Source organism: Geothrix oryzae (genome assembly GCF_030295385.1).
GTDB classification, from domain to species: Bacteria; Acidobacteriota; Holophagae; order Holophagales; family Holophagaceae; genus Geothrix; species Geothrix oryzae.
The window spans coordinates 1,791,177-1,810,361 of the sequence record NZ_AP027079.1; the positions used below are offsets into that span (position 1 = coordinate 1,791,177).

Here is a 19,185-nt window from a genome sequence, read left to right on the forward strand (position 1 = left end):
CCGAGCCTTCCAGTCTACCGGCCCCGGCCTTGCTCCGCGAGTCAGGCTCTTTGCCGCTTCCAGCAGGTGGCCAGGTGGTCATCGACCAGCCCCAGCGACTGCATGTAGGCGTACATGATCGTGGGCCCCACGAAGGTGAAGTCGCGCTTCTTGAGGGCCTTGCTGAGGGCCTCGGCCTCGGGTGTCACGGCGGGGACATCCGCCAGGCTCTTCGGCCGGTTGACCTTCGTCTTTCCCCCCACGAAGGCCCAGAGGAAGGCGTCGAAGCTGCCGAATTCCCGCTGCACCGCCAGGAAAGCCAGGGCATTCTTCCTGGCCGAGAAGACCTTCAGCCGGTTCCGCACGATGCCCGGATCCTGGAGGACCGCCTCCAGCTCTGCGTCGGTCATGGCCGCGACCTTCGCGGGATCGAACCCGTGAAAGGCCTTCCGGTAGGCTTCGCGCTTGCGGAGGACGGTGATCCAGCTCAGGCCCGCCTGGGCCCCTTCCAGCACCAGCTTCTCGAACAACCGGCGGTCATCATGCTGGGGAACGCCCCATTCCTCGTCGTGGTAGGCCACATAGAGCGGATCCGTCCCGCACCAGCCGCAGCGAATCTTCCCGTCCATGTCTTCGCCCTCCTCTACGAAAAACAGGGCGGCAGCGCCGCCCTGTTTTCGGATGAATCCACAGGAAGCTTAAGCCTCCACCACCGTCGCCTTCACGATGCGGTCATTGGCCTTGATCGCCTGCACCACCTTGATGTCGGCCTCCGCGACGCACTGGCCGAAGACGGTGTGGACGCCATCGAGATGGGCCACATTGCGGCGGTCGCCGTTCACCACGAAGAACTGGCTGCCGCCGGTGTCCTTGCCCGCGTGGGCCATGGAGACGGCGCCCAGCTTGTGCTGGTGGGGGTTGCCGGCGGTCTCGCACTTGATCTTCCAGCCGGGGCCGCCGGTGCCGGGCATGCCGGAGGCGCCGGGCTTGGTGTTGGGGCAGCCGCCCTGGATGACGAAGTCGGGGATCACGCGGTGGAAGGCCAGGCCGTCGTAGAAGCCGGCCTCGATGAGCTTCACGAAGTTGGCCACGGTGCCAGGGGCCTCCTTCGGGAAGAGCTCCAGGTTGATGTCGCCCTTGTCGGTCTGGAAGAGCACTCGGGTCATGGTTCACCTCTCTGCGTCAAACCACCAGAATAGAAGGCGGATCCCCCGGAGTCAGCATGAACTTCCTGCGCGCCCTGCCCTGCCTCTTCCTGGCCTTCGGTCTCCGGGCCCAGGCCCCCGGGCTCGAGGCCGTGGTCCGTGGTGGCGGAGACCTCACCCTCGATGGGATCCCCTGGCGCCTGGAGCTCGCCTCCATAGCCTCCATCCCGGCCCGGTCGGGCCTGCCGCCCCTGGTCCGCCTGACCGGCCGTCTGGTCCCCAGGGATCCCGCCCTCGCCTTCGACCTGGAGCTGGTCGTCCTCAAGAATGGCACCCTCTACATGCTGCGCCTGGTGCGCCAGAAGCCCGGCGGGTACCCGGATTCCTGGGCGGCCACGGAAAAGACCCGGGTGCGGTTCACGCGGCTGGAGGACCGCAGCGGGGGACGCCTGGAGCTGGCCTGCTCGGGCCCGCTGACCGGCGTCATCGGCCAGAAGCCCAGGACAGCGACCTGGCACGGATCCCTCTGGGCCGAGCTGCCCTGAGACCTCGAGACCGTTGATCGCATATCATCAAGGTCCCGGAGGCTTCATGAAGTTCCACGCCATCGTTCCCGCCCTGGTCCTGCTGGGGGTCGCCTCCTTCGTGGGCTGCCGCAAGGTGCCCCTGACGCCCAGCTCGCCCATTCCCTCCGGGACGGCCGTGTTCCGCTTCACCCGCGCCGTGCGGGGACCCGTGGAACTGAGCCTCGACGGGGCCCGCATTCCCGTCCAGCAGCTGCCCAAGGGTGCCAAGAGCCTGGTCGTGAAGGGCCTGGCGCCGGGCAAGCACCGCTTCTTCCTCAGTAGCCAGCGCGAGACCTTCAGCCCGGACCAGGGTGAGCTGGACATGGGCACCGACAAGGGCATCTACCAGGTCACCCTCACCCAGAAGCTGGAATCGGTGCTCTACGGCAAGCCGGATCCCCTGCCCACCGCCGAGGGGCTTCCCGGGGTCACGGCCACCCTCGTCAAGTAGCGATGCCCCTGGTGGCCCGCACCCGCCGGGCAGACCGCATCGTCGGCGGACGGGGAACCCTGATGGACCGCTGCCTGGCCGCGGGCCTGCCCGTAGCCTCGGCCTGCTCGGGCCGCGGGGCCTGCGCCAGGTGTCTGGTCACCGTGCTGCAGGGAGGCGAGCAGCTCAGCCCGATCCGCACCCATGAAGCCCGGGTGCTGAGCCGGAACCACGCCGCGCCTGATCAGCGGCTCAGCTGCCAGTGCCGGGCCCTGAATGCGGCCGGGGCCGTCCTGATCACGACGGGCTACTGGTGAGACGGCCGGCCTGGATCGGCCTCGCGACCCTCCCCTTCCTGGCGGTGGCAGGCTTCGTCGCGTGGAAAGCCTGGAAGGTCGCGCGGGAGCTGGTGGATCCACCCTTCTACCGCCCCCAGCCCCTGGCCCGGGTCGAGGCCACCTACCGCGAGCTCGCGGCGGGCGGCGACGGCGACCCCGGCGGTGTCTGGTCGGCCCAGGAGGTCGATGGCCTGCAGCTCTGGCGCCTGCGCCGCCGGGAGCCCTCCCGAGGGGTGGTCCTGCTGCTTCATGGCTTCGGGGATGACCGCTGGGGCACCAGCCCCGCCCTGAAGTGGTTCCCGGGTCTCGATGCCGCCATCTTCACCTACCGGCGCCGGGATGATGCCCTGCGCGCCGGCGGGTCCGCCCCGGCCGTCACCTTCGGCGTGGCCGAATCCCGGGATGTGGTGCGCATCGTCCATCGCCTTGAGGCCATGGGAACCCCCCGGCGCAAGATCCTGCTCCTGGGCCGCAGCCTCGGGGCCTCCGTGGGCCTGCTGGCATTGGCCGACCTCGAACGGGAAGGCCGGGGCCCGCTGGCGGGCCTCATCTGGGAGGGCGCCCCCGCCAGCAGCCGGAGCTTCGCCGAACGCCTCGTGAGGGGCCCGGAGGATCGCTGGTGGCACCTCCTCGCCCCGCCCATCGGGGCCCTGGCCAGCACCGGAGCCGGGCGCATGGGCGGCTACGAACCTTCCGAGACGGACCTGCTGCGCCGGACCCAGGGCCTGCGCTTCACGACTCCGAGCCTGTGCTTCCTGGCCACCCAAGACCGTCTGGCCCCACCGGACATCCAACGGGCCCTGGCGGCGCGGTTCGCCTCAGGCCGGGTGATCGAAGTGCCGACCTGGCACCTGCATTGCGCCGAGGTGATGGGCCCCGCCTATGCGGGCGCCATCCGGCAGGCCGTCTCCGAATGGCTTCCCCCGGAATCGGAAAGGGGCCCCGAAGGGCCCCGTCCGATTCCCTGAGCGGGATCCCTACTCTTCTTCGTGGGCCGCCACGGTGGCGCGCAGAAGCTTCGGCGTGATGCGCTGCACGATGGGCTCGAACACCTTGTTCACGAGCTCCTCGTCGTACTGCACCTCGGCGCCGGTGCCGGCCACCTTCACGCTGGTGTCGGAAATCTTGTCCTCATCCTTCCAGGCGCCCAGGATCTCGCCGGTCTCCACCTCGATGAGGCGGATGTCCAGACGGCCCGTGAAGGAGGCCTTCTTGACATTCACGCTGCCCGCCACGGCTCCGGCCATGCCATCCCCCGTGACCTTGCTCACCAGGGCGCCCACGCCCCAGCCCGTGCCGAAGCCACCCTCCTTGTAGGCGAAGCGGGTGATCTTGCCGGTCATCACATACTTCACGCCCAGCAGCTTGCCGATCTTCTGGACGGTGGCGGTATCCACTTCGCCGCTCTGCTGGAAGTTCAGCTCTTCGCGGATCTCGGACAGGCGCTCGCGCTCGATGACGCGGATCTTGTTCTTGCCCTTCTCCATGATCTCCGTGGTGAAGAGATCGCGGAGCTGGTTGGAGATGGTGCTCATCTGGTTGCCCCAGCCTCCGAAGCGCCAGCCGTGCCAGGCATCGGGCGCGGCCTTGAACTCCAGGATGGCGATGCGGGGCAGCTTGGCCTTGTCTTCTTTGGAGAGCTTCTTCTGGGCGAAAGCAGGTGTCGCGACAGCGGCAACGGCCAGAAGAGCGAGGAGCAGCTTGCGGAAACGCATGGGGACTCCAGGAAAGAGGTTGAGACGGTCAGTCGTCGATCAGCTTGCTGCGAAGTTCCTTGCCCAGCTTGAAATAGACCACGCGCTTGGGTGGCACCTGGATGCTCTCGCCACTGCGGGGATTGCGGCCCTGACGGGCCCGGCGATCCCGCAGCCGGAAGCTGCCGAACCCGCGCAGTTCCACGCCCTCACCCGTCTTGAGAGATTCGATGATGCTCTCCAGGAAGGTGTTCACCAGGAGGTCGGCGTCCTTCTTTCCAAGCTCCAGGCGCTCCATCAGATGTCGGGACAGGTCGGCCTTGGTGAGGGTCTCCATCGCTTCCATGGGAACTCCGGGGGTGTGTGGGCTTGGTGGATTGAAGGCAGTCCTCAATAAATCCCCATCTGAGGTCCGCGGTCAAGGGGGACATCTCCATCCATTTGAAAAAAAGGGGGCCGAAGCCCCCTTTTCAAACGACCCGGAGGGGGTACTCAAGCCATGAGCCATTCCAGGAGGAACCGGGGGCCCTCGCCGCTGGCGCCGTGGGTGCGGTAGTCCCGCTCCTTGCCCGACCAGCCGCCGGAGAGGTCCACATGGGCCCAGGAGGCCTGTCCCACGAACTCGCGCAGGAAGAGGCCGGCCGTGATGGTGCCGCCCCAGCGGATGCCCGTGATGTTCTTCAGGTCGGCCAGGGGGCTCTTGAGCAGCTCGGCGTATTCCTCGACCAGGGGGAGCTGCCAGAGGTGCTCGCCCACGGCGCCGCCCGCATCCATGAGGTGGTCCACCAGCTTCTGGTCGGTGCCCATGACCGCCGAGACCCCGTCGCCCATGGCGATGAGTGCCGCGCCCGTGAGGGTGGCCAGGTCCACCACATGGTCCGCGCCCAGCTCACCCGCGTAGTGAAGGAGGTCCGCCAGCACCAGCCGGCCCTCCGCGTCGGTGTTGAGCACTTCGATCGTCTTGCCGCTGCGGCTGCGGAGGACATCGCCGGGCTTGTAGCTGGTGCCGGAAGGCATGTTCTCCACCAGACCCAGCAGGCCCGTGACCTGCACCGGGACCTCCAGCTGCGCGCAGGCCACGAGGGTGGCCAGCACGATGGCCGCGCCGGTCATGTCGTCCTTCATCGTCTCCATACCCGAGGCGTCTTTGAGGGACAGGCCGCCCGAATCGAAGCAGACGCCCTTGCCCACCAGCACCACATGCTTCTTCGGCTTCTCCTTCGGCTTGTATTCGAGCTTCACCACCCGCGGGGGCCGGGCACTGCCCTGGCCGACCGCCAGCACGGAGCGGAAGCCGCCCTTCTCGAGGGCCGGCACATCCATCACCTCGCAGTGGAGCTTGTGCTGCTTGGCCAGTTTCGAAGCCGTTTCCGCGAAAACTTCAGGATAGAGATCCCCCGCAGGGGTGTTGGCGAGGTCACGCACCCGATGGCAGGCCAGCACCCCGGCCTCGATCATGGGCAGCTTGCGGCGGGCCTTGCGGGTGTCATCCCCATTGGTAAAGATCTCGATGGACGAAAACTGTTTCGCCTCCGGCTTGCCGCCCTTGAAGACCACGAAATCGTAGTTGGCCAGAAGGGCGCCCTCGGCGACGGACACCTGCACGGCATCGTGGTCGAGCGTGGAGGTGGAAGGCGACAGCACGCCGATCTTCTTCCACTTTTTCTTGAGACAGAAGCGGGCGGCCGTACCCACGGCTTTGCGGATCTTGTTGAGCGTCACCTTCTCTTCGTCGCCGAGCCCCACCAGCACCATCCAGCGGCTCTCCTTCACGCCATTGGGATGATGCAGCGGCACAACTTCAAGATAGTCCGCCTTGAAATCTTCCTCATCCATCACTTGCCGTGCGACCTTGCTGATGGCGAGAGGCAGCCGATGTCGCTCACGCCCGGAGAACACCGGAACGATCAGCGCATCTCCCGCGAAGTCCTTGCCGGTTTGAGAACTGATATCCACTGAAGACATGGAAGTTCCTCCTGGTCCAAGAGACTAGGCCGAACCTAAAAAAAAGAAAAGGCCGTTTTCGATCATTATTTGTCACCGTTTGGCAATTTGTTAGCGAACTTTTTTTCAACGCTAGCCAATGGAGCAAGTTCCAGTTTCTGATGGGATGATGTCCCGGATGGACCTCTCTCCTAGGCATCGTCTGCCCTTCTCCCTCCCCGGCTCCTGGCCGGCCTGTGCCGAGGCGCTGCTCGCCCAGGGTGCGCCCTGGCTTCAGGACGGGCAGACCGGCGAAGGGCTCCTAGGTCTCCCCGGAGGTCCCGTCCTCGCCTCGCGCTGGACGGGCCGCGCCTGGGAAACCCGTCTCGGAGATCTGCGTCTCCCCGGTTCCCCCTGGCAGGCCCTGGAATCCGCCCTTCCCGAGGGCCCCGGCCCCTGGGTCGGGGCCGCCACCTGCGAACTCGCCTGCGACGAGGCCGGCCTGCCCCGCCAGGACCTGCCTCCCGGCACCCTGGGCCAGCATTGGACGGCGCTTCGACAGGCCCTGCACCTTCAGGATGGCCAGGCGGAACTCTGGTCCTGGGAGGAGCCCCCCCCAGACCCCGACCTCTGGCGAGGCCGCCTGGGAGCCATCGGGGAGAGGGCCGAGGCGGTGGCCGCCCCGGCCTTGGACCTTCGGCCCCGCTGGGAGGAGGCCACCCACCTGGCCGCGGTGGAGCGGATCCGGGAGCGCATCCTGGCGGGGGATTTCTATGTGGCCAACCTCTGCGTTCCCTTCGATGGCGCCTTCTCCGGCTCGCCCGCGGCCTTCGCCCAGTCGGCCTTCCTCCGGGCCCGGCCCCCGTTCGGGGCCCTGCTGGACCTGGGCGGCCGCCACCTGCTCTGCCTGAGCATGGAGCGCCTCCTGGCCCGCCGGGGAGACCGCCTCTGGTCCCAGCCCATCAAGGGCAGCGTTCCGCTCACGGGCGAGGCCGAGGCCGACCGCCGGGCCGGCGAGACCCTGGCGGCCGATCCCAAGGAGCGGGCCGAGCACACCATGATCGTGGACCTGGTCCGCAACGACCTGGGCCGCGTGGCCCGCACCGGCTCCGTTGCCGTGAGCCGCCCCATGGCCGTGGAACCCTACCCCACGGTTCAGCACCTGGTGAGCACCGTCGAAGCCCAGGCCCGCCCCGGGCTGGGCCTGGCGGCCCTCCTCCGCAGCGTCCTGCCGGGCGGCAGCGTCACCGGGGCGCCGAAACATGCGGTCTGCACCCACCTGGCCCAGGCCGAGGCCGCTCCCCGGGGCTTCTACTGCGGGGCCCTGGGCTGGATCGGGCCCCACGGCGACCTGGACCTGGCCCTGCCCATCCGCACCGCCCAGATCGCCGAAGGACACCTGACCTACTGGACCGGCGGCGGCATCACCCGCCGCAGCGAGGCCACCCGGGAGTGGGCGGAGCTCTTCCTCAAGACCCGGGCCCTCCTCGGCTGAACGGGGAGCGGATCAGGCCGCGCTGGCCCGCTTCAGCAGCTCCTCGAAGCGTTCGAAGAGGTGGGCCCGCGGCCCTTTGGGCTGGCGCTTGAGGATCATGCCGGCCTGCTCGGGTGTCCGGCCGCCCTTGCTCTGATTGCAGGACAGGCAACATCCCACCAGGTTCTGCCAGGTGGTCGAGCCGCCCTGGCACAGGGGCACCACATGGTCCACCGTGGTGGCCTTCCGCTGGCAGCCCTCGTACTGGCAGAGGTAGTGGTCCCGCCGCAGGACCCGGCGCTCCAGGCGGCCCAGCAGCAGCTTGGAGTCGCTGCAGGCCTGGGCATGGGGGAAGATGATCAATTCCAGGCGGCCCTCCAGATTGCCGTGCCGCTCGAAGGTCGCGGGGTTCAGGACATGGGCCCGACCGGCCACCACGGCGCAGAGGGCGCGACGGCGGCTCACTTCCTGCATGGGGACATAGTTCCGGTCCACGGCGATGACCTCGCCGGCTCCGTGACGACCCCCTCCCTTCAGCATCACACCCCCGGATTGGCCCGAATCCTAAGGCATTCCTGCGATTTGGGAAGTGAATTATTCGCTCCCTCCCGGCATCGCCAGCACTGGCGCGCCCTCGGCCCGTGGTTCCCCCGCGACCTCCGGAGCCGCCTCCACCCCCGCCAGCCGCTTTTCCATGAGCTCCTTCCGCTTCGAGACCTCCCCCAGCCGCTTGCTGGCGTCATCCAGCCTGTCCTGGACCGCCGCCAGGGCCGTCCCGAACCGCCCGAACTCGGCCTTCACATGGCCGAGCACCCGCCAGACCTCGCTGCTCTGCCGGCTGATGGCCAGGGTCTTGAACCCCACCTGGAGGCTGTTGAGGAAGGCCGTGAGGGTGGTGGGCCCCACGAAAGTGACTTTGCATTCCCGCTGGAGCCGGCCGAACAGCCCCGGCCGCCGCAGCGCCTCCGCATAGAGCCCCTCGAAGGGCAGGAAGAGCAGCGCGAAATCCGTGCTGTAGGGCGGCGCGATGTACTTGTCGCGGATGTCCCGCGCCTGGGAGAGCAGGCGGTTCTCCAGCGCTCGGCCCGCGGCCTCCACGGCGGCCAGATCCCCGGCCTCGTAGGCCTCCATGAGCCGCTGGTAGTCCTCCAGCGGGAACTTGGCGTCGATGGGGAGCCAGACGCTGCCCCCCTCCTCGGCTCCCGGCAGCTTCACCGCGAACTCCACCACCTCGGCGGAACGGGGCTTCACCTTCACATTCGCCGCATACTGCCCGGCAGACAGGAACTGCTCCAGCAGCGCACCCAGCTGGGCCTCGCCGAGCACGCCCCGGGTCTTCACATTGGTGAGCGCCCGCTTCAATCCGCCCACATCCTGGGCCAGGGACTGCATCTCGCCCAGCCCCTTCTGCACCTGCTCCAGGCGCTGGGCCACGAGGTTGAAGCTCTCGCCGAGGCGCTTCTCCAGGGCTTCGTGGAGCTGCTCGTCCACCGTGCGGCGGATCTGTTCGAGCTTGGCCTCGTTCGAGGTTTGGATGGCATCCAGCCGCTGCTGCACCTGCTGCTGGACCAGGCCGAGCTGAGCGGCCTGCTCCGCGCGGGAAGCCCTCAGCGCCTCCTGGACGGCGGTCGTGAGCTGGCGGAAGCCCTCGCCCAGCTTTTCGGCCTGGACGGTCCGCAGCTGACCGAGCTCCGAAAGGACGGGCTGGATTTGCATGGCCAGGGCCTGCCGGGCCTCGCCCCGGTCGCGCGAGGCCAGCTCCTCGGCATGGCGGCGCAGGGCCTCGAACGGGGCGGCCTCCAGGGGGGGCCGGCGCAGGGCCGCCCAGACCGCCAGGGCCGCGGCGGAACAAGCAAGAAGGGACACGATCAGCGGGAGGTCCATGCCTCCATCATCGTCCGCCGTGCGCGACAGGGAGTGTCCATTCCGCCCGGCGCCCCTCGCCTTCCTGGGAGAGTTTCAGCTCGGCCACCCAGTCCGTGGGCCAGGGGCCATCCGTGCCGGCCCACTCCACCACGAGGCGGTCCGCAGCCTCCAGGGTCTCCTCGAGGCCCAGGGACCACGCGCCTCCGGGGCCGGGGCGGTAGAGGTCCAGGTGGAAGACCCGCCCCCCCGGATGGTCGTAGCGGTGGAGCACGGCGTAGGTGGGCGAGGCCACTTCATCCGGATCCCCCCCCAGGCCCCGCAGGAAGCCCCGGGTCCAGGTGGTCTTGCCCGCACCCAATTCGCCCCGCAGCAGCCAGGTTCCACCCGCCGGCGTGACCCGGGCCAGGGCTTCGCCCAGAGCCTCCGTGGCTCCGTCATCGGCCAGGAAGGACTCAGGCACGCAACAACTCCGGAAGCAGCTCCGCCAAGTCCCGGGGGAGCAGCCCCGCGCCCGGGAGCTGATCCCCGGCGGCGCCGTGGAACCAGGTGGCCGCGGCCGCGGCCTCGCGCATGGGCAGCCCCTGGGCGCGGAAACCGGCCACCATGCCCGCCAGCAGATCGCCGCTGCCGCCCGTCGCCATGCCCGGATGGCCCGTGGGGTTGATCCACAGATCGCCCCGGGCGCCTCCGGCGATCACGGTCTGGGCTCCCTTGAGGACCAGGACGCCGGGCTTCCCCGCCGCCACCAGCCGGGCCTGGGCCAGACGCTCGTCCATCAGCAGGGGACGCGAGAGCCGGAAGAGCCGGGCGAATTCACCGGGATGGGGCGTGATGGCCGTGCCGGGCCGCTCCATCCAGCGCTTCCCTTCACCTTCCTTCAGGGCCGAGGCGTCCACCACCAGCGGACCCTCCCAATCCGGCACCTGGGCGATGCCCCCGGGACCCACCAGGAGCACATCGGCCTCCGGCGGGACGGTTCCCCGCCAGGGGTGCACCATGGCTTCGGGGACCTGGGCCGCGATCTCGGCGCGGACCTCGGGCTCCGCCAGCACCGTGACCAGGCCCACCCCCACGCGCAGGGCACCCAGGGCCGCCAGCACCGCGGCCCCGCTCATGCCCAGGCTGCCCGCCCGGATGGCCACATGTCCGAAGCTCCCCTTGTGGGCATTCCAGGCCCGGGGGGGGAGGATCGGCCGTTCCAGCAGCTGCATCGCGGCTTCCGGGGAACGGTTCAGGGGGATGGGGATCACCGAGATCTCGCCGCAACACTCCTTCGCCGGAAGCAGGCCGTGGCAGACCTTGAGGGCCCCGAAACATGCTGTCCGCGCGGCCCGCACCACTTCGCCGGGGATTTCGGCCGCGCCAGGATCCAGGCCCGAGGGCAGGTCCAGGGCCAGCACCGGGAGTCCGCTGCCATTCAGGGCCTTCACCCAGACCGCGGCCGGGCCGTCCAGCGGGCGAGCGGTGCCCAGGCCGAAGAGGCCGTCCACCACCCAGCCGCGCCAGGTCCGCATGACCTCGTCCGGGCCGGCCGCCCCCTGGATGCCCCCCCCGAGGCCCCTCCAGAGCCGGGCCTGATGGGCTGCATCCCCCCGCCATTCAGGCTGGGTGAAGGGCGACCACACCGTGACCTCGCGCCCCTGGAGCCGGGCCAGGCGGGCCAGCGCCAGGGCGTCGCCGCCGTTGTTGCCAGGTCCCGCCAGCACCTGGATCGGCTCGCCGGGCGGGATGAGCGCCAGGGCCCCCAGAGCGGCGTGCTCCTGCAGGACCAGCGAGGGCATGCCCCACCCCTCGATGGCCTGGTGCTCCGCGGCCCGCATCTCGTCGGCGGTGAGGAGGGGGATCATGCGGCACCTCCAGGGCCGTGCCCTCCGGGCTTCGGCTTCGCCAACGAGGCATTCCGCTCCTGCTTCATGCTCATGGCGAAAGTCTAATCCCGTTCGGCGAGATATGCCGCCAGGGCTCTCGGGAACAGCTCCATCTCCGCCGCGTACACCCGTTTCTGCAGATCCTCCGGCGCCTCTCCGGCCAGGACCGGCACCCGCAGCTGGGCGAGGATCCGCCCATGGTCGTATTCCGCGTCCACCAGGTGCACCGTGGCGCCGGACTCGGCCTCCCCCGCCGCCAGCACGGCCCGGTGGACATGCATGCCGTACATGCCCGGGCCGCCGTAGTTCGGCAGCAGCCCCGGATGGATGTTCAGGATGCGGCCCGCCCAGCGGGGGGGCACGGTCAGCTTCTTCAGCCAGCCGCAGAGGCAGATGATCTCGGCGCCCGCCGCTTCGGCGGCCCGGTAGCAGGCCTCGGAAAAGGCCTCATCCGACGCGAAGTCCTTCCGGCTGACGACGGCCGTGGGCAGCCCTTCGGCCTCCAGGCGCGCCAGCCCCCCGGCCTGGGCCGTGGAGGCGAGCCCCAGCACGGGAAGACCGGGAACCCGGCCCTCGCGGCAGGCCCTGAGAAGGTTCAGGGCATTGCCGCCGGTGCCGGAGATGAAGAAGGCCAGCCGCTTCACTGGAGGGCCGTGAGCACCGCCACATCCGCGATGTCCTGGGCGCTGCAGCCGCGGCTCAGGTCGTTGGCGGGCCGGGCCAGACCCTGGAGCAGCGGGCCCAGCGCCACGGCGCCGCCCAGTCGTTCCGTGATCTTGTAGGAGATGTTGCCCGCGTCGAGGTTGGGGAAGACCAGCACATTGGCCTTGCCCGCCACGGCGGATCCCGGCGCTTTGCGCTGGCCCACGGAGGCCACCAGGGCGGCATCCGCCTGCAGCTCGCCGTCCACGGCGAGATCCGGCGCCTTCTCCTTCAGGATGGCCAGGGCGGCGCGGACCTTGTCCACGCAGAGATGTTCCGCAGAACCCCGGGTGGAGAAGCTCAGCAGCGCCACGCGGGGCTCCACGCCCATGACGCGGCGGGCGTTCTCCGCCGAGGCGATGGCGATGTCGGCCAGCTGTTCGGGCGTGGGATCGGGCACCACGGCGCAATCCGCGAAGATCATGGCGCCCTGCTCGCCGAAGGCCGCGTCGGGGTGGATCATCATGAAGAAGCTGGAGACGGTCTTGATGCCCTTGGCGGCACCGATGGCCTGGAGGCAGGCTCGAACGGTCTCGGCCGTGGTGTTCAGCGCGCCCGCCACCATGCCGTCGCAATGGCCCGCCTGCACCAGCATGGAGCCGAACCAGAGGGGATTGTGCACCGCTTCCAGCGCCTGGGCCTCGGTGATGCCCTTGGCCTTGCGGCGCTCGTAGTAGGCCCCGGCCAGTTCCGGAAGCAGCGGGCTCGCCGCGGGATCCACCATCTCGACCCCCTTCAGCGCGAGGCCCAGGGCCGCGCCCCGCTTCGCCATGTCAGCCGGGTCACCCAGCAGGGTGAGGTGGCAGAGGTTCTGATCCAGCAGGAGCTGGGCGGCCTGGAGCGTCCGGTCGTCCCGGCCTTCCGGCAGGACGATGTGGCGCTGCAATTCCTTGGCGCGGGCGCGGAAACGCTCCATCCAGCGGATGTGGTTGGCGTGGGTCATGGATTCCTCCGATGGCGGGACGAGGGTTTCGGCGAAGGGGGGTCGGCGAGGAAATCGTGGGGATCCCGATCCGTGCGGTCACGGAAGGTGTCCGCCAGGCTGGGGGCCCCCGAGCTGGGTTCATCCAGGTACAGGGTCTCCACGCGGTGCATGGGGATGAAGCGGGTGCCCAGGGCCACCTGGTCGGCCTCGCCCCGGCGCACGAGGGTCAGCACTTCCTCCCAGGGCACGAGGTCCACGCCGCGCAGCGCGATGCCCGAGGCATCCAGCCCCAGGATCCGCCCCCAGATCCGCTCCCGCGGCGACTGGAGCAGCACCACCACGAGGTCGCCGGGACGGAAGGGCATGGACAGAGGCATGGGAAGGGCTCCGATTCGATTCTTACAGGGCCGGGCCTTCGACGATGAGACGGCCTTCGGTGAAGCCCTCCATCGCCCACCCGGGACCTTCGAAGCCGTTGCCGCTGGCCTGCACGCCCCCGAAGGGCGCCGAGTCCAAGCGGAAGGTGGGCGGAAGGTTCAGCAGGACTCCGCCGGCTCTCAAGATGGAAGCGGCCCGGCGGAGGTTCCGCTGATCGCGGCTGTAGGCGCTGGCCCTCAGGCCGAAGCGGGTGGCCGCGGCGCGGTCCAGGCCTTCGTCGAAGCTGGCCACGGGGGTGAGCACCGTGATGGGGGCGAAGACCTCCTCGCATTGGAGGGGGTCCGATTCCCCCAGGCCGCTGAGGATCGCCGGGGGCAGCAGTGCGCCGTCCCGGCGCCCCCGCAGGAGGACCTGGGCCCCGGCGGACGCCGCCCGGTCCAGGCTCTCGTCCAGCCGGCGGGCCGTGGCCTCGTCGATGAGCGGTCCGACGATCGTGGCGGAATCCATGGGGTCGCCCACGGGCAGGGCCTGCACGGCCGCCACGAACGCAGGCGCAAAGACCTCCCAAATGCCCCGGTGCACATAGATCCGCTGGGCCTTGGAGCAGCTCTGCCCCGCCCCGGCGACGGCGGCGGGGGCGAGCTGGCGGGCGACGGCGGCGGCGTCCACGCCCTCGTCCACCACCACCGCGCCGTTGCCGCCAAGTTCGAGCAGCAGCCGCTTGCCGGCCAGCACCTGCTCGAGGTGCCGGCCCACGCGCTCGGAGCCCGTGAAGCTCACGGCGGCGATGCGGGGGTCCTTAGCTAGGGCCTCCGCGGCGACGGGATCGGGCCCGGTCAGCTGCAGGAGGTGCACGGGGGCGGCCACCTGGATCCGCGCGGCTTCAAAGGCCTCCCAGAGCAGCCTCGAGGTCCGGGGCGCCTGGGGGCAGGGCTTCCAGATGGCGCTGCAGCCCACCGCCAGAGCCGGGCCGAGCTTGTGCACGGCCAGGTTCACGGGGAAGTTGAAGGGCGTGATCGCCAGCACCGGGCCGACGGGGAAGCGCCGCAGGACCGCGCGGCAACCTTCCGCACCCGCCATCAGATCGTAGGGAACGGCCTGCTCGCCGAAGGTGGCCACCACTTCCACCGTGGCCTGCAGCGTGGCCTCGGCCCTCGCCACTTCCCCGCGGGCCAGGCTGATGGGCTTGCCGGTCTCCTCGGTGATGAAGCGCGCCAAGTCCTCCCGGACCCGGCCCACCTGGTCCAGCCAGGCCTCCAGCAGGCGCCGTCGCTCCAGCCGGGAGGTGTCCTTCCAGGCTCCGAAGGCCCGCTCGGCGGCTCCGACCATGCCCTCCAACGCCATCGCCGCCATGGTCCACCCTTTCCCTGGAGGCTTCAGAATCGCCCCGGACGCCCCTCCAGGTTACTCATTAAGTCCTTGAAGGGCGTCACATCCACAACTCGTGCAGAATTATCAACCTGCAGGTCCATTTGACGATACGGAAGGGAGGCCGCCTCCCCAGAAGGACATCCCCATGAGTCTGACGCTGCACCAGGATCTCCAGGCTTCTCGGTTGAGGCTGGAGGGCCAATTCACCTTTGAAGCCCACACCCAGTTCCGCAGCGCCACCCAGGAGGTGCTGGACGCGACTGCGGCGGGGCCCATCACCCTCGATCTCTCGGGCCTCAGCTACCTGGATTCCTCCGCCCTGGGCATGCTGCTGCTGCTGCGCGAGAAGGCCGAGAGCAAGGGCCTCCGGGTGGTCCTGGGTAAACCCTCCCCGGTGGTGATGGAGATCCTCAAGATCGTGCAGTTCGGGAAGCTCTTCGAGATCCAGGAAGGGTGAGGGCCGCCATGGGGATGGGCCTCCCGCTCCTCGGGCCGCGGCGCCAGGCCAGGGGCCCCGGATCCATGGGCCTGTCGTGAGTCCCCGCCACTTCGGCATCCAGCGCAAGATCTTCGTGGCCTTCGGCCTGTTCTTCTCAATGGTCGTGGCGGGCGGGGGCTGGGCTGTCGCCCGCTACTTCACCGCCGTATCCCGGGCCCGGATCGAACAGCACCAGCTCAATGAAGTGACCTTGCTGGCGCAGGCCGTGGACGAGACCATCGCCTTCTACCAGCAGTGCCTGGAAGCCGCGGCCCGGGAGATCCCCCCCAGGGCCCTTCGCGACCGCCGTTCAGCGACGAGCTGGCTCCAGGCGCGCACGAGCCTTCGCACCACCTTCCCGAACGGGGTGTTCCTGGTCGGGCCCGATGGCCGGCTCCTGACCGAGGCGGCCGGCACCCCCCAGGGCGCCTTGGCGCCGGCCCCTCTCCGGCCCTTTCTCGATGCGGTGCTGGCGAATCGCCAGGCCCGGGTGTCCCCGGCCTATGCTCCAGCCTTTGCTCCAGCATCGGCCGGGGGGCCTGCCGTCCTGATGGCGGTTCCCCTGCTGGGAAAAGACGGGCGAGTCCTGGCCGTCCTCGCGGGGGGGATCGATCTTCTCCACGATGATTTTCTGGGGGGGATCGCCCACAAACAGCTGCCGGACTCCGGCTCCCTCCAGTTGTTCGACTCCACGCGCCGGGTGCTGATCCATCCGGATTCGGCCCGGCTCATGAAGTCCTTCGCCCCTCCGGAGCCATCTCAGCTCTTCGACCGGGCGCTCCAGGGGTTTGAAGGCAGCGGGGAGAGGGTCAATGCCGCGGGCGTGCCGACCATCTCCTCAGTGAAGCGGCTCCGGGCCATGGATGGGGTCCTCGTGGCCAGCCTTCCGGTCGCCGAGGCCCTCCGCCCGGTCGAGCGGCTCAGGTCCTATCTCAAGCTTTCCGTGGCCCTCGTGGTGGCCATGAGCCTCTTCCTCACCTGGTTGATCTCCCACCGGTTGGCCGACAACCTCGAGGACATCACACACCAGGTGCGGGCCCTGGGGGATCTTCCGGCGGGGAACCGGATCATCCGGATCCGGGGGAACGACGAGGTGAGCGTCCTGGCCGGGTCCTTCAACGCCATGATCGGGCGCCTGGAGGCCAAGGAGCGTTCGCTGACCCGGGCCAGGGCCGAAACCGACGAAGAGCTCGCCATCACCAAGCACCTTCTCTGGCGCCTGGTCGAGCCGGGTCTGCGGGCCCTGCCGCCCGGATTCCACATGGAGACGCTCCAGACCCGGCGCATCAACGGCGATGCCTGCACCTACCGCCAAGGTCTGCCCGGGGTCCACTTCGGGTTCCTATGCGACGCGACCGGCCACGGCCTGGCGGCGGGCGTGTCCACCCTCCCGGCGGTCCAGGCCTTCCTCAGCATGGCGAACCGGAACATCCCGCTGGATACGGTCTATCGCCAGATCAATGCCGGGCTGCGCGAGATGCTGCCCACCGGCCGGTTCGTCTGCCTGCTCCTGATGCGGCTGGATGTCCACAAGGGCACCCTCTCGGTTCTGAACGCGGGCCTGCCGGATGCCCTTCTGCTGCCCCGCCGCGGCCCATCACGGCGGATCGCCTCGCACAACCTGCCCGCCGGAGTGGTCGACCAGCTGGACCCCCCCGTCGTGGAGCAGATCGCCGTATCGGAAGGCGACCGCCTGTTCGCCTTCACCGATGGCCTTCAGGACATGCTCGGCGACCGCCTTCCATCCATCCTGGCGTCCTCGGAGGAGCTGCCCTTCCCTGGCTGCCGGAAGGTGATCCAAGAGGCACTCGCGGCGGATGGCCTGGATCGCGAACAGCAGGACGACGCCAGCTGGGCGCTCTGGGAGGTACCCGCCCCGGCATCCGCCCAGCTCTCGAGTGCCGCCCGGCCCGCCGGCGATTCCGCGGAGCCCCTCCGCACGACCTTCGCCCTGGACTTCACCCTGAATCCCAGGGAGCAGACGATCCGCGAGTTCCTGCCCGACTGCCTCCGCCTGCTCGGCAACCAGGGCCTTCCGTCCGGGCCCTCCCAGCGCCTGGCTCTGGCCCTGACCGAGGCCCTCGCCAACGCGGTGGACCACGGCCTGCTTCGCCTGGATCCCCGGCTGAAGGAAGAGGGAATCGAAGCCTACGAAGCCGCCCGGAAGGTCGGCCTGAAAGCCCTGACGAATGGAGCGGTCTCGCTCCGGATCAGCCTCCGGGCGGGGCCCCTCGCCGAGATTCGCGAGATCGCCGTCGAGGTCGAGGATTCGGGGCCCGGGTTCGATTGGCGGGCTTGGCAGGATCAGGCCGACCGGGCCGGCCAGGCCGAGCCGTCGGCCATTGGCCGGGGGCTCCTCACCCTCCGCGCCCTCTCCCCGGACCTGAGGTTCAACGAGGCGGGCAATGCCCTCCATTTCACCTTGCCTTGCGGATAAGACACCTCTCGTTCACCTCGTCTGCGCCGACTTGCCGCCACGGCCCTTGCCGCACCAGCGTAGGATGGGAGAAGGAGTACCCCCATGACCAAGCCCCTCGTCCCCGCCGATCTGCTGAAGAACATCCAGGCCGCGGACAAGCCGGCCTCCGGCGCTACGGCTGGAAGACCGAAGGCCGCCGCGCACCCCAAGCCGGTCACCAAGGCATCCACCAAGCCCCAGGGCAAGAGCGGCGTCACCCACACCCGCATGAGCAACCGCGGGAAGTAGGGCCGCGACCGAACCCTGCCGAACCGATTCAGAACTGCAGGGCCGTCACCGCCAGCGTGGCCCCGAAGGAGAGGGCCAGCATGACCGCCAGCCGGAGGCCGAAGGCCCGTCCGCCGGAAATCCAGGCGAACCCGGCCTTGGCGAGGGTGTTGGCGCCGATGGCCAGCACGATGGCCAGCACGGCCGTGGCCGCCGGGAGCCCCACGGACCGCACCTGGCTGCTCACGGCCAGCGTGATCGCGACCACATCGGCCAGCCCCGAAAGACCGGCCGCCATCATGAGGCCGCGATCTCCGAACCCGGCCCGGGCCGCGGCGGAAACGAGCAGCACGGCCGCCAGCGCCAAGCCCCAGGCCAGGGCCCGCTTCAGATGGAAGGGGTTGCGCACCGGCACCTCCTCCGTGTCGATCGTGGGGGCCGCCCCGGACCGGAGGATCCACCAGGTCGCGGCGAGCAGCGTCACCACCATGGCGGCCAGCGGCGCCAGCAGGGGCCTCAGGAGATCGATGCCTCCCACCACGCCGGCGAGGAGCGCCACCCTCACCCCCATGACCGCACACGCCAGCATCACCGCCACCTGCCCGGGGCCGCGGAGGGAGGGATCGGCCTTGACCCGCCGCGACATGGTCACGGCCACGATGGTCGAACTCACCATGCCGCCCACGAGCCCCGTCATCACCGCGCCCCGGCTCGATCCCAGGGTGCGGTTCAAGGCATAGCCCATGAAATCCACGGCCGCCACGAGGGCCACCATCCAGCCCACCTTCTGGGGCGAGAGCACCCCCCAGGGGTCCAGGGTCTTCGACGGGAGCAGGGGCAGCAGGATGGCGAAGACGATGAGCAGCTGCATGGCGGCGGTCAGGTCCTCCCGGTGCAGGCGGGGGATCCAGGCCCGGAACCACGGCTTGGACAGCAGCAGCAGGGTGACGATCACCGTGACGGCCACGGCGAGGAGGGCGTCCCGCGTGAGGAGCATGCCCAGCAGCGGGGCGGCCAGGGCCGCGATCTCCGTGGTGAGGCCCCGCTCCGCCGAGCTGGTCTGGAAGTAGAAGAGTCCGATGAGCAGGGCCGCGAAGGCCTGCACGGCGATGGGCAGGGCCAGACCCGTCCCGCCCACCTTCACGGACACCCAGCCCAGGAGGGTGAGCAGGGCGAAGGTCCGGGCGCCCAGGCTTCCCCGCAGGCCCTCGGCCTGATCGGATTCCCGGCGATGGTGGGGCTCCTCGCGGCTCTCCTGGCTCCGCTCGAAGCCGCTGCGCTCGCGCTCCAGGCCCATCATCAGACCCAAAGCCACGGCCATGCCTGCTTCTTTCAGGGTGGAGAGGTCGAGGGTCAACATGG

At 69.5% G+C, this 19,185-nt stretch carries 22 protein-coding genes; 8 read left to right on the plus strand and 14 right to left on the minus strand.

Annotated features, from left to right (window positions below):
- Positions 1 to 41: 41 nt before the first annotated feature.
- Entirely contained in the window at positions 42 to 608 is a 567-nt protein-coding gene (locus QUD34_RS08205; protein ID WP_286353204.1) for a DNA-3-methyladenine glycosylase I, read from the minus strand.
- A gap of 69 nt (positions 609 to 677) precedes the next feature.
- Positions 678 to 1,145 (minus strand): peptidylprolyl isomerase, encoded by a 468-nt coding sequence (locus QUD34_RS08210; protein ID WP_286353205.1) that lies wholly within the window; start codon positions 1,143 to 1,145, stop codon positions 678 to 680.
- 56 nt (positions 1,146 to 1,201) lie between these two features.
- Here QUD34_RS08210 and QUD34_RS08215 point away from each other — a divergent pair, with 56 nt between their 5' ends.
- From QUD34_RS08215 to QUD34_RS08230, 4 genes are read left to right on the plus strand one after another with little or no spacing between them, the layout of a single operon-like run.
- Entirely contained in the window at positions 1,202 to 1,669 is a 468-nt protein-coding gene (locus QUD34_RS08215; protein WP_286353206.1) for a hypothetical protein, read from the plus strand.
- Positions 1,670 to 1,715: 46 nt separating this feature from the next.
- Positions 1,716 to 2,141, plus strand: a complete 426-nt coding sequence (locus tag QUD34_RS08220; RefSeq protein ID WP_286353207.1) for a hypothetical protein — start codon at positions 1,716 to 1,718, stop codon at positions 2,139 to 2,141.
- 2 nt (positions 2,142 to 2,143) lie between these two features.
- Positions 2,144 to 2,437, plus strand: coding sequence for a 2Fe-2S iron-sulfur cluster-binding protein (locus tag QUD34_RS08225; RefSeq protein WP_286353208.1), 294 nt, complete (start codon positions 2,144 to 2,146; stop codon positions 2,435 to 2,437).
- Complete coding sequence (locus QUD34_RS08230) at positions 2,434 to 3,426, plus strand: alpha/beta hydrolase (RefSeq protein ID WP_286353209.1); 993 nt, start codon at positions 2,434 to 2,436, stop codon at positions 3,424 to 3,426. Before QUD34_RS08225 ends, QUD34_RS08230 begins: the two co-directional genes overlap by 4 nt.
- Positions 3,427 to 3,435: 9 nt before the next feature.
- On the opposite strand, the gene QUD34_RS08235 is transcribed toward QUD34_RS08230, so the two are convergent.
- From QUD34_RS08235 to QUD34_RS08245, 3 genes are all read right to left on the minus strand, one after another.
- The gene (locus QUD34_RS08235; RefSeq protein WP_286353210.1) at positions 3,436 to 4,173 is read right to left on the minus strand and encodes a CsgG/HfaB family protein; all 738 of its coding nucleotides are present in this window, start codon (positions 4,171 to 4,173) and stop codon (positions 3,436 to 3,438) included.
- Positions 4,174 to 4,201: 28 nt separating this feature from the next.
- Positions 4,202 to 4,498, minus strand: coding sequence for an HU family DNA-binding protein (locus tag QUD34_RS08240; protein WP_341849994.1), 297 nt, complete (start codon positions 4,496 to 4,498; stop codon positions 4,202 to 4,204).
- Positions 4,499 to 4,644: 146 nt separating this feature from the next.
- Complete coding sequence (locus QUD34_RS08245; protein ID WP_286353211.1) at positions 4,645 to 6,117, minus strand: leucyl aminopeptidase; 1,473 nt, start codon at positions 6,115 to 6,117, stop codon at positions 4,645 to 4,647.
- A gap of 157 nt (positions 6,118 to 6,274) precedes the next feature.
- Here QUD34_RS08245 and QUD34_RS08250 point away from each other — a divergent pair, with 157 nt between their 5' ends.
- On the plus strand, positions 6,275 to 7,570 hold the full coding sequence (locus QUD34_RS08250; RefSeq protein ID WP_286353212.1) for an anthranilate synthase component I family protein: 1,296 nt from the start codon (positions 6,275 to 6,277) through the stop codon (positions 7,568 to 7,570).
- Positions 7,571 to 7,582: 12 nt separating this feature from the next.
- On the opposite strand, the gene QUD34_RS08255 is transcribed toward QUD34_RS08250, so the two are convergent.
- The 8 genes from QUD34_RS08255 to QUD34_RS08290 all read right to left on the minus strand — a co-directional run bounded on the left by QUD34_RS08255 (position 7,583) and on the right by QUD34_RS08290 (position 14,617).
- On the minus strand, positions 7,583 to 8,089 hold the full coding sequence (locus QUD34_RS08255) for an HNH endonuclease (protein ID WP_286353213.1): 507 nt from the start codon (positions 8,087 to 8,089) through the stop codon (positions 7,583 to 7,585).
- Between the two features lie 54 nt (positions 8,090 to 8,143).
- Positions 8,144 to 9,433 carry a DNA recombination protein RmuC gene (locus QUD34_RS08260; RefSeq protein WP_286353214.1) on the minus strand — a complete coding sequence of 430 codons (1,290 nt, stop codon included), beginning with the start codon at positions 9,431 to 9,433 and terminating at the stop codon, positions 8,144 to 8,146.
- Between the two features lie 7 nt (positions 9,434 to 9,440).
- A complete protein-coding gene (tsaE, locus tag QUD34_RS08265) occupies positions 9,441 to 9,875 on the minus strand; it encodes a tRNA (adenosine(37)-N6)-threonylcarbamoyltransferase complex ATPase subunit type 1 TsaE (RefSeq protein WP_286353215.1) in 435 nt (144 codons plus the stop codon).
- Positions 9,868 to 11,262: an NAD(P)H-hydrate dehydratase gene (locus QUD34_RS08270; protein WP_286353216.1), complete on the minus strand. Its 1,395-nt coding sequence runs from the start codon at positions 11,260 to 11,262 to the stop codon at positions 9,868 to 9,870. The genes tsaE and QUD34_RS08270 overlap by 8 nt, the downstream gene beginning before the upstream one ends.
- Positions 11,263 to 11,345: 83 nt before the next feature.
- A complete protein-coding gene (gene purN, locus QUD34_RS08275; protein WP_286353217.1) occupies positions 11,346 to 11,927 on the minus strand; it encodes a phosphoribosylglycinamide formyltransferase in 582 nt (193 codons plus the stop codon).
- Positions 11,924 to 12,928: a phosphate acetyltransferase gene (pta, locus tag QUD34_RS08280; protein ID WP_286353218.1), complete on the minus strand. Its 1,005-nt coding sequence runs from the start codon at positions 12,926 to 12,928 to the stop codon at positions 11,924 to 11,926. The genes purN and pta overlap by 4 nt, the downstream gene beginning before the upstream one ends.
- Positions 12,925 to 13,287, minus strand: a complete 363-nt coding sequence (locus tag QUD34_RS08285) for a hypothetical protein (RefSeq protein ID WP_286353219.1) — start codon at positions 13,285 to 13,287, stop codon at positions 12,925 to 12,927. The genes pta and QUD34_RS08285 overlap by 4 nt, the downstream gene beginning before the upstream one ends.
- 22 nt (positions 13,288 to 13,309) lie before the next feature.
- On the minus strand, positions 13,310 to 14,617 hold the full coding sequence (locus tag QUD34_RS08290; protein ID WP_286353220.1) for an aldehyde dehydrogenase family protein: 1,308 nt from the start codon (positions 14,615 to 14,617) through the stop codon (positions 13,310 to 13,312).
- Between the two features lie 187 nt (positions 14,618 to 14,804).
- Between QUD34_RS08290 and QUD34_RS08295 the strand changes: the two genes are divergently transcribed.
- From QUD34_RS08295 to QUD34_RS08305, 3 genes are all read left to right on the plus strand, one after another.
- Positions 14,805 to 15,116 (plus strand): STAS domain-containing protein, encoded by a 312-nt coding sequence (locus QUD34_RS08295; protein ID WP_286353221.1) that lies wholly within the window; start codon positions 14,805 to 14,807, stop codon positions 15,114 to 15,116.
- Between the two features lie 76 nt (positions 15,117 to 15,192).
- Positions 15,193 to 17,574, plus strand: a complete 2,382-nt coding sequence (locus QUD34_RS08300; protein WP_286353222.1) for a SpoIIE family protein phosphatase — start codon at positions 15,193 to 15,195, stop codon at positions 17,572 to 17,574.
- Positions 17,575 to 17,658: 84 nt separating this feature from the next.
- Entirely contained in the window at positions 17,659 to 17,844 is a 186-nt protein-coding gene (locus tag QUD34_RS08305; RefSeq protein WP_286353223.1) for a hypothetical protein, read from the plus strand.
- 28 nt (positions 17,845 to 17,872) lie between these two features.
- On the opposite strand, the gene QUD34_RS08310 is transcribed toward QUD34_RS08305, so the two are convergent.
- The gene (locus QUD34_RS08310; protein ID WP_286353224.1) at positions 17,873 to 19,183 is read right to left on the minus strand and encodes an MgtC/SapB family protein; all 1,311 of its coding nucleotides are present in this window, start codon (positions 19,181 to 19,183) and stop codon (positions 17,873 to 17,875) included.
- Positions 19,184 to 19,185: the final 2 nt, after the last annotated feature.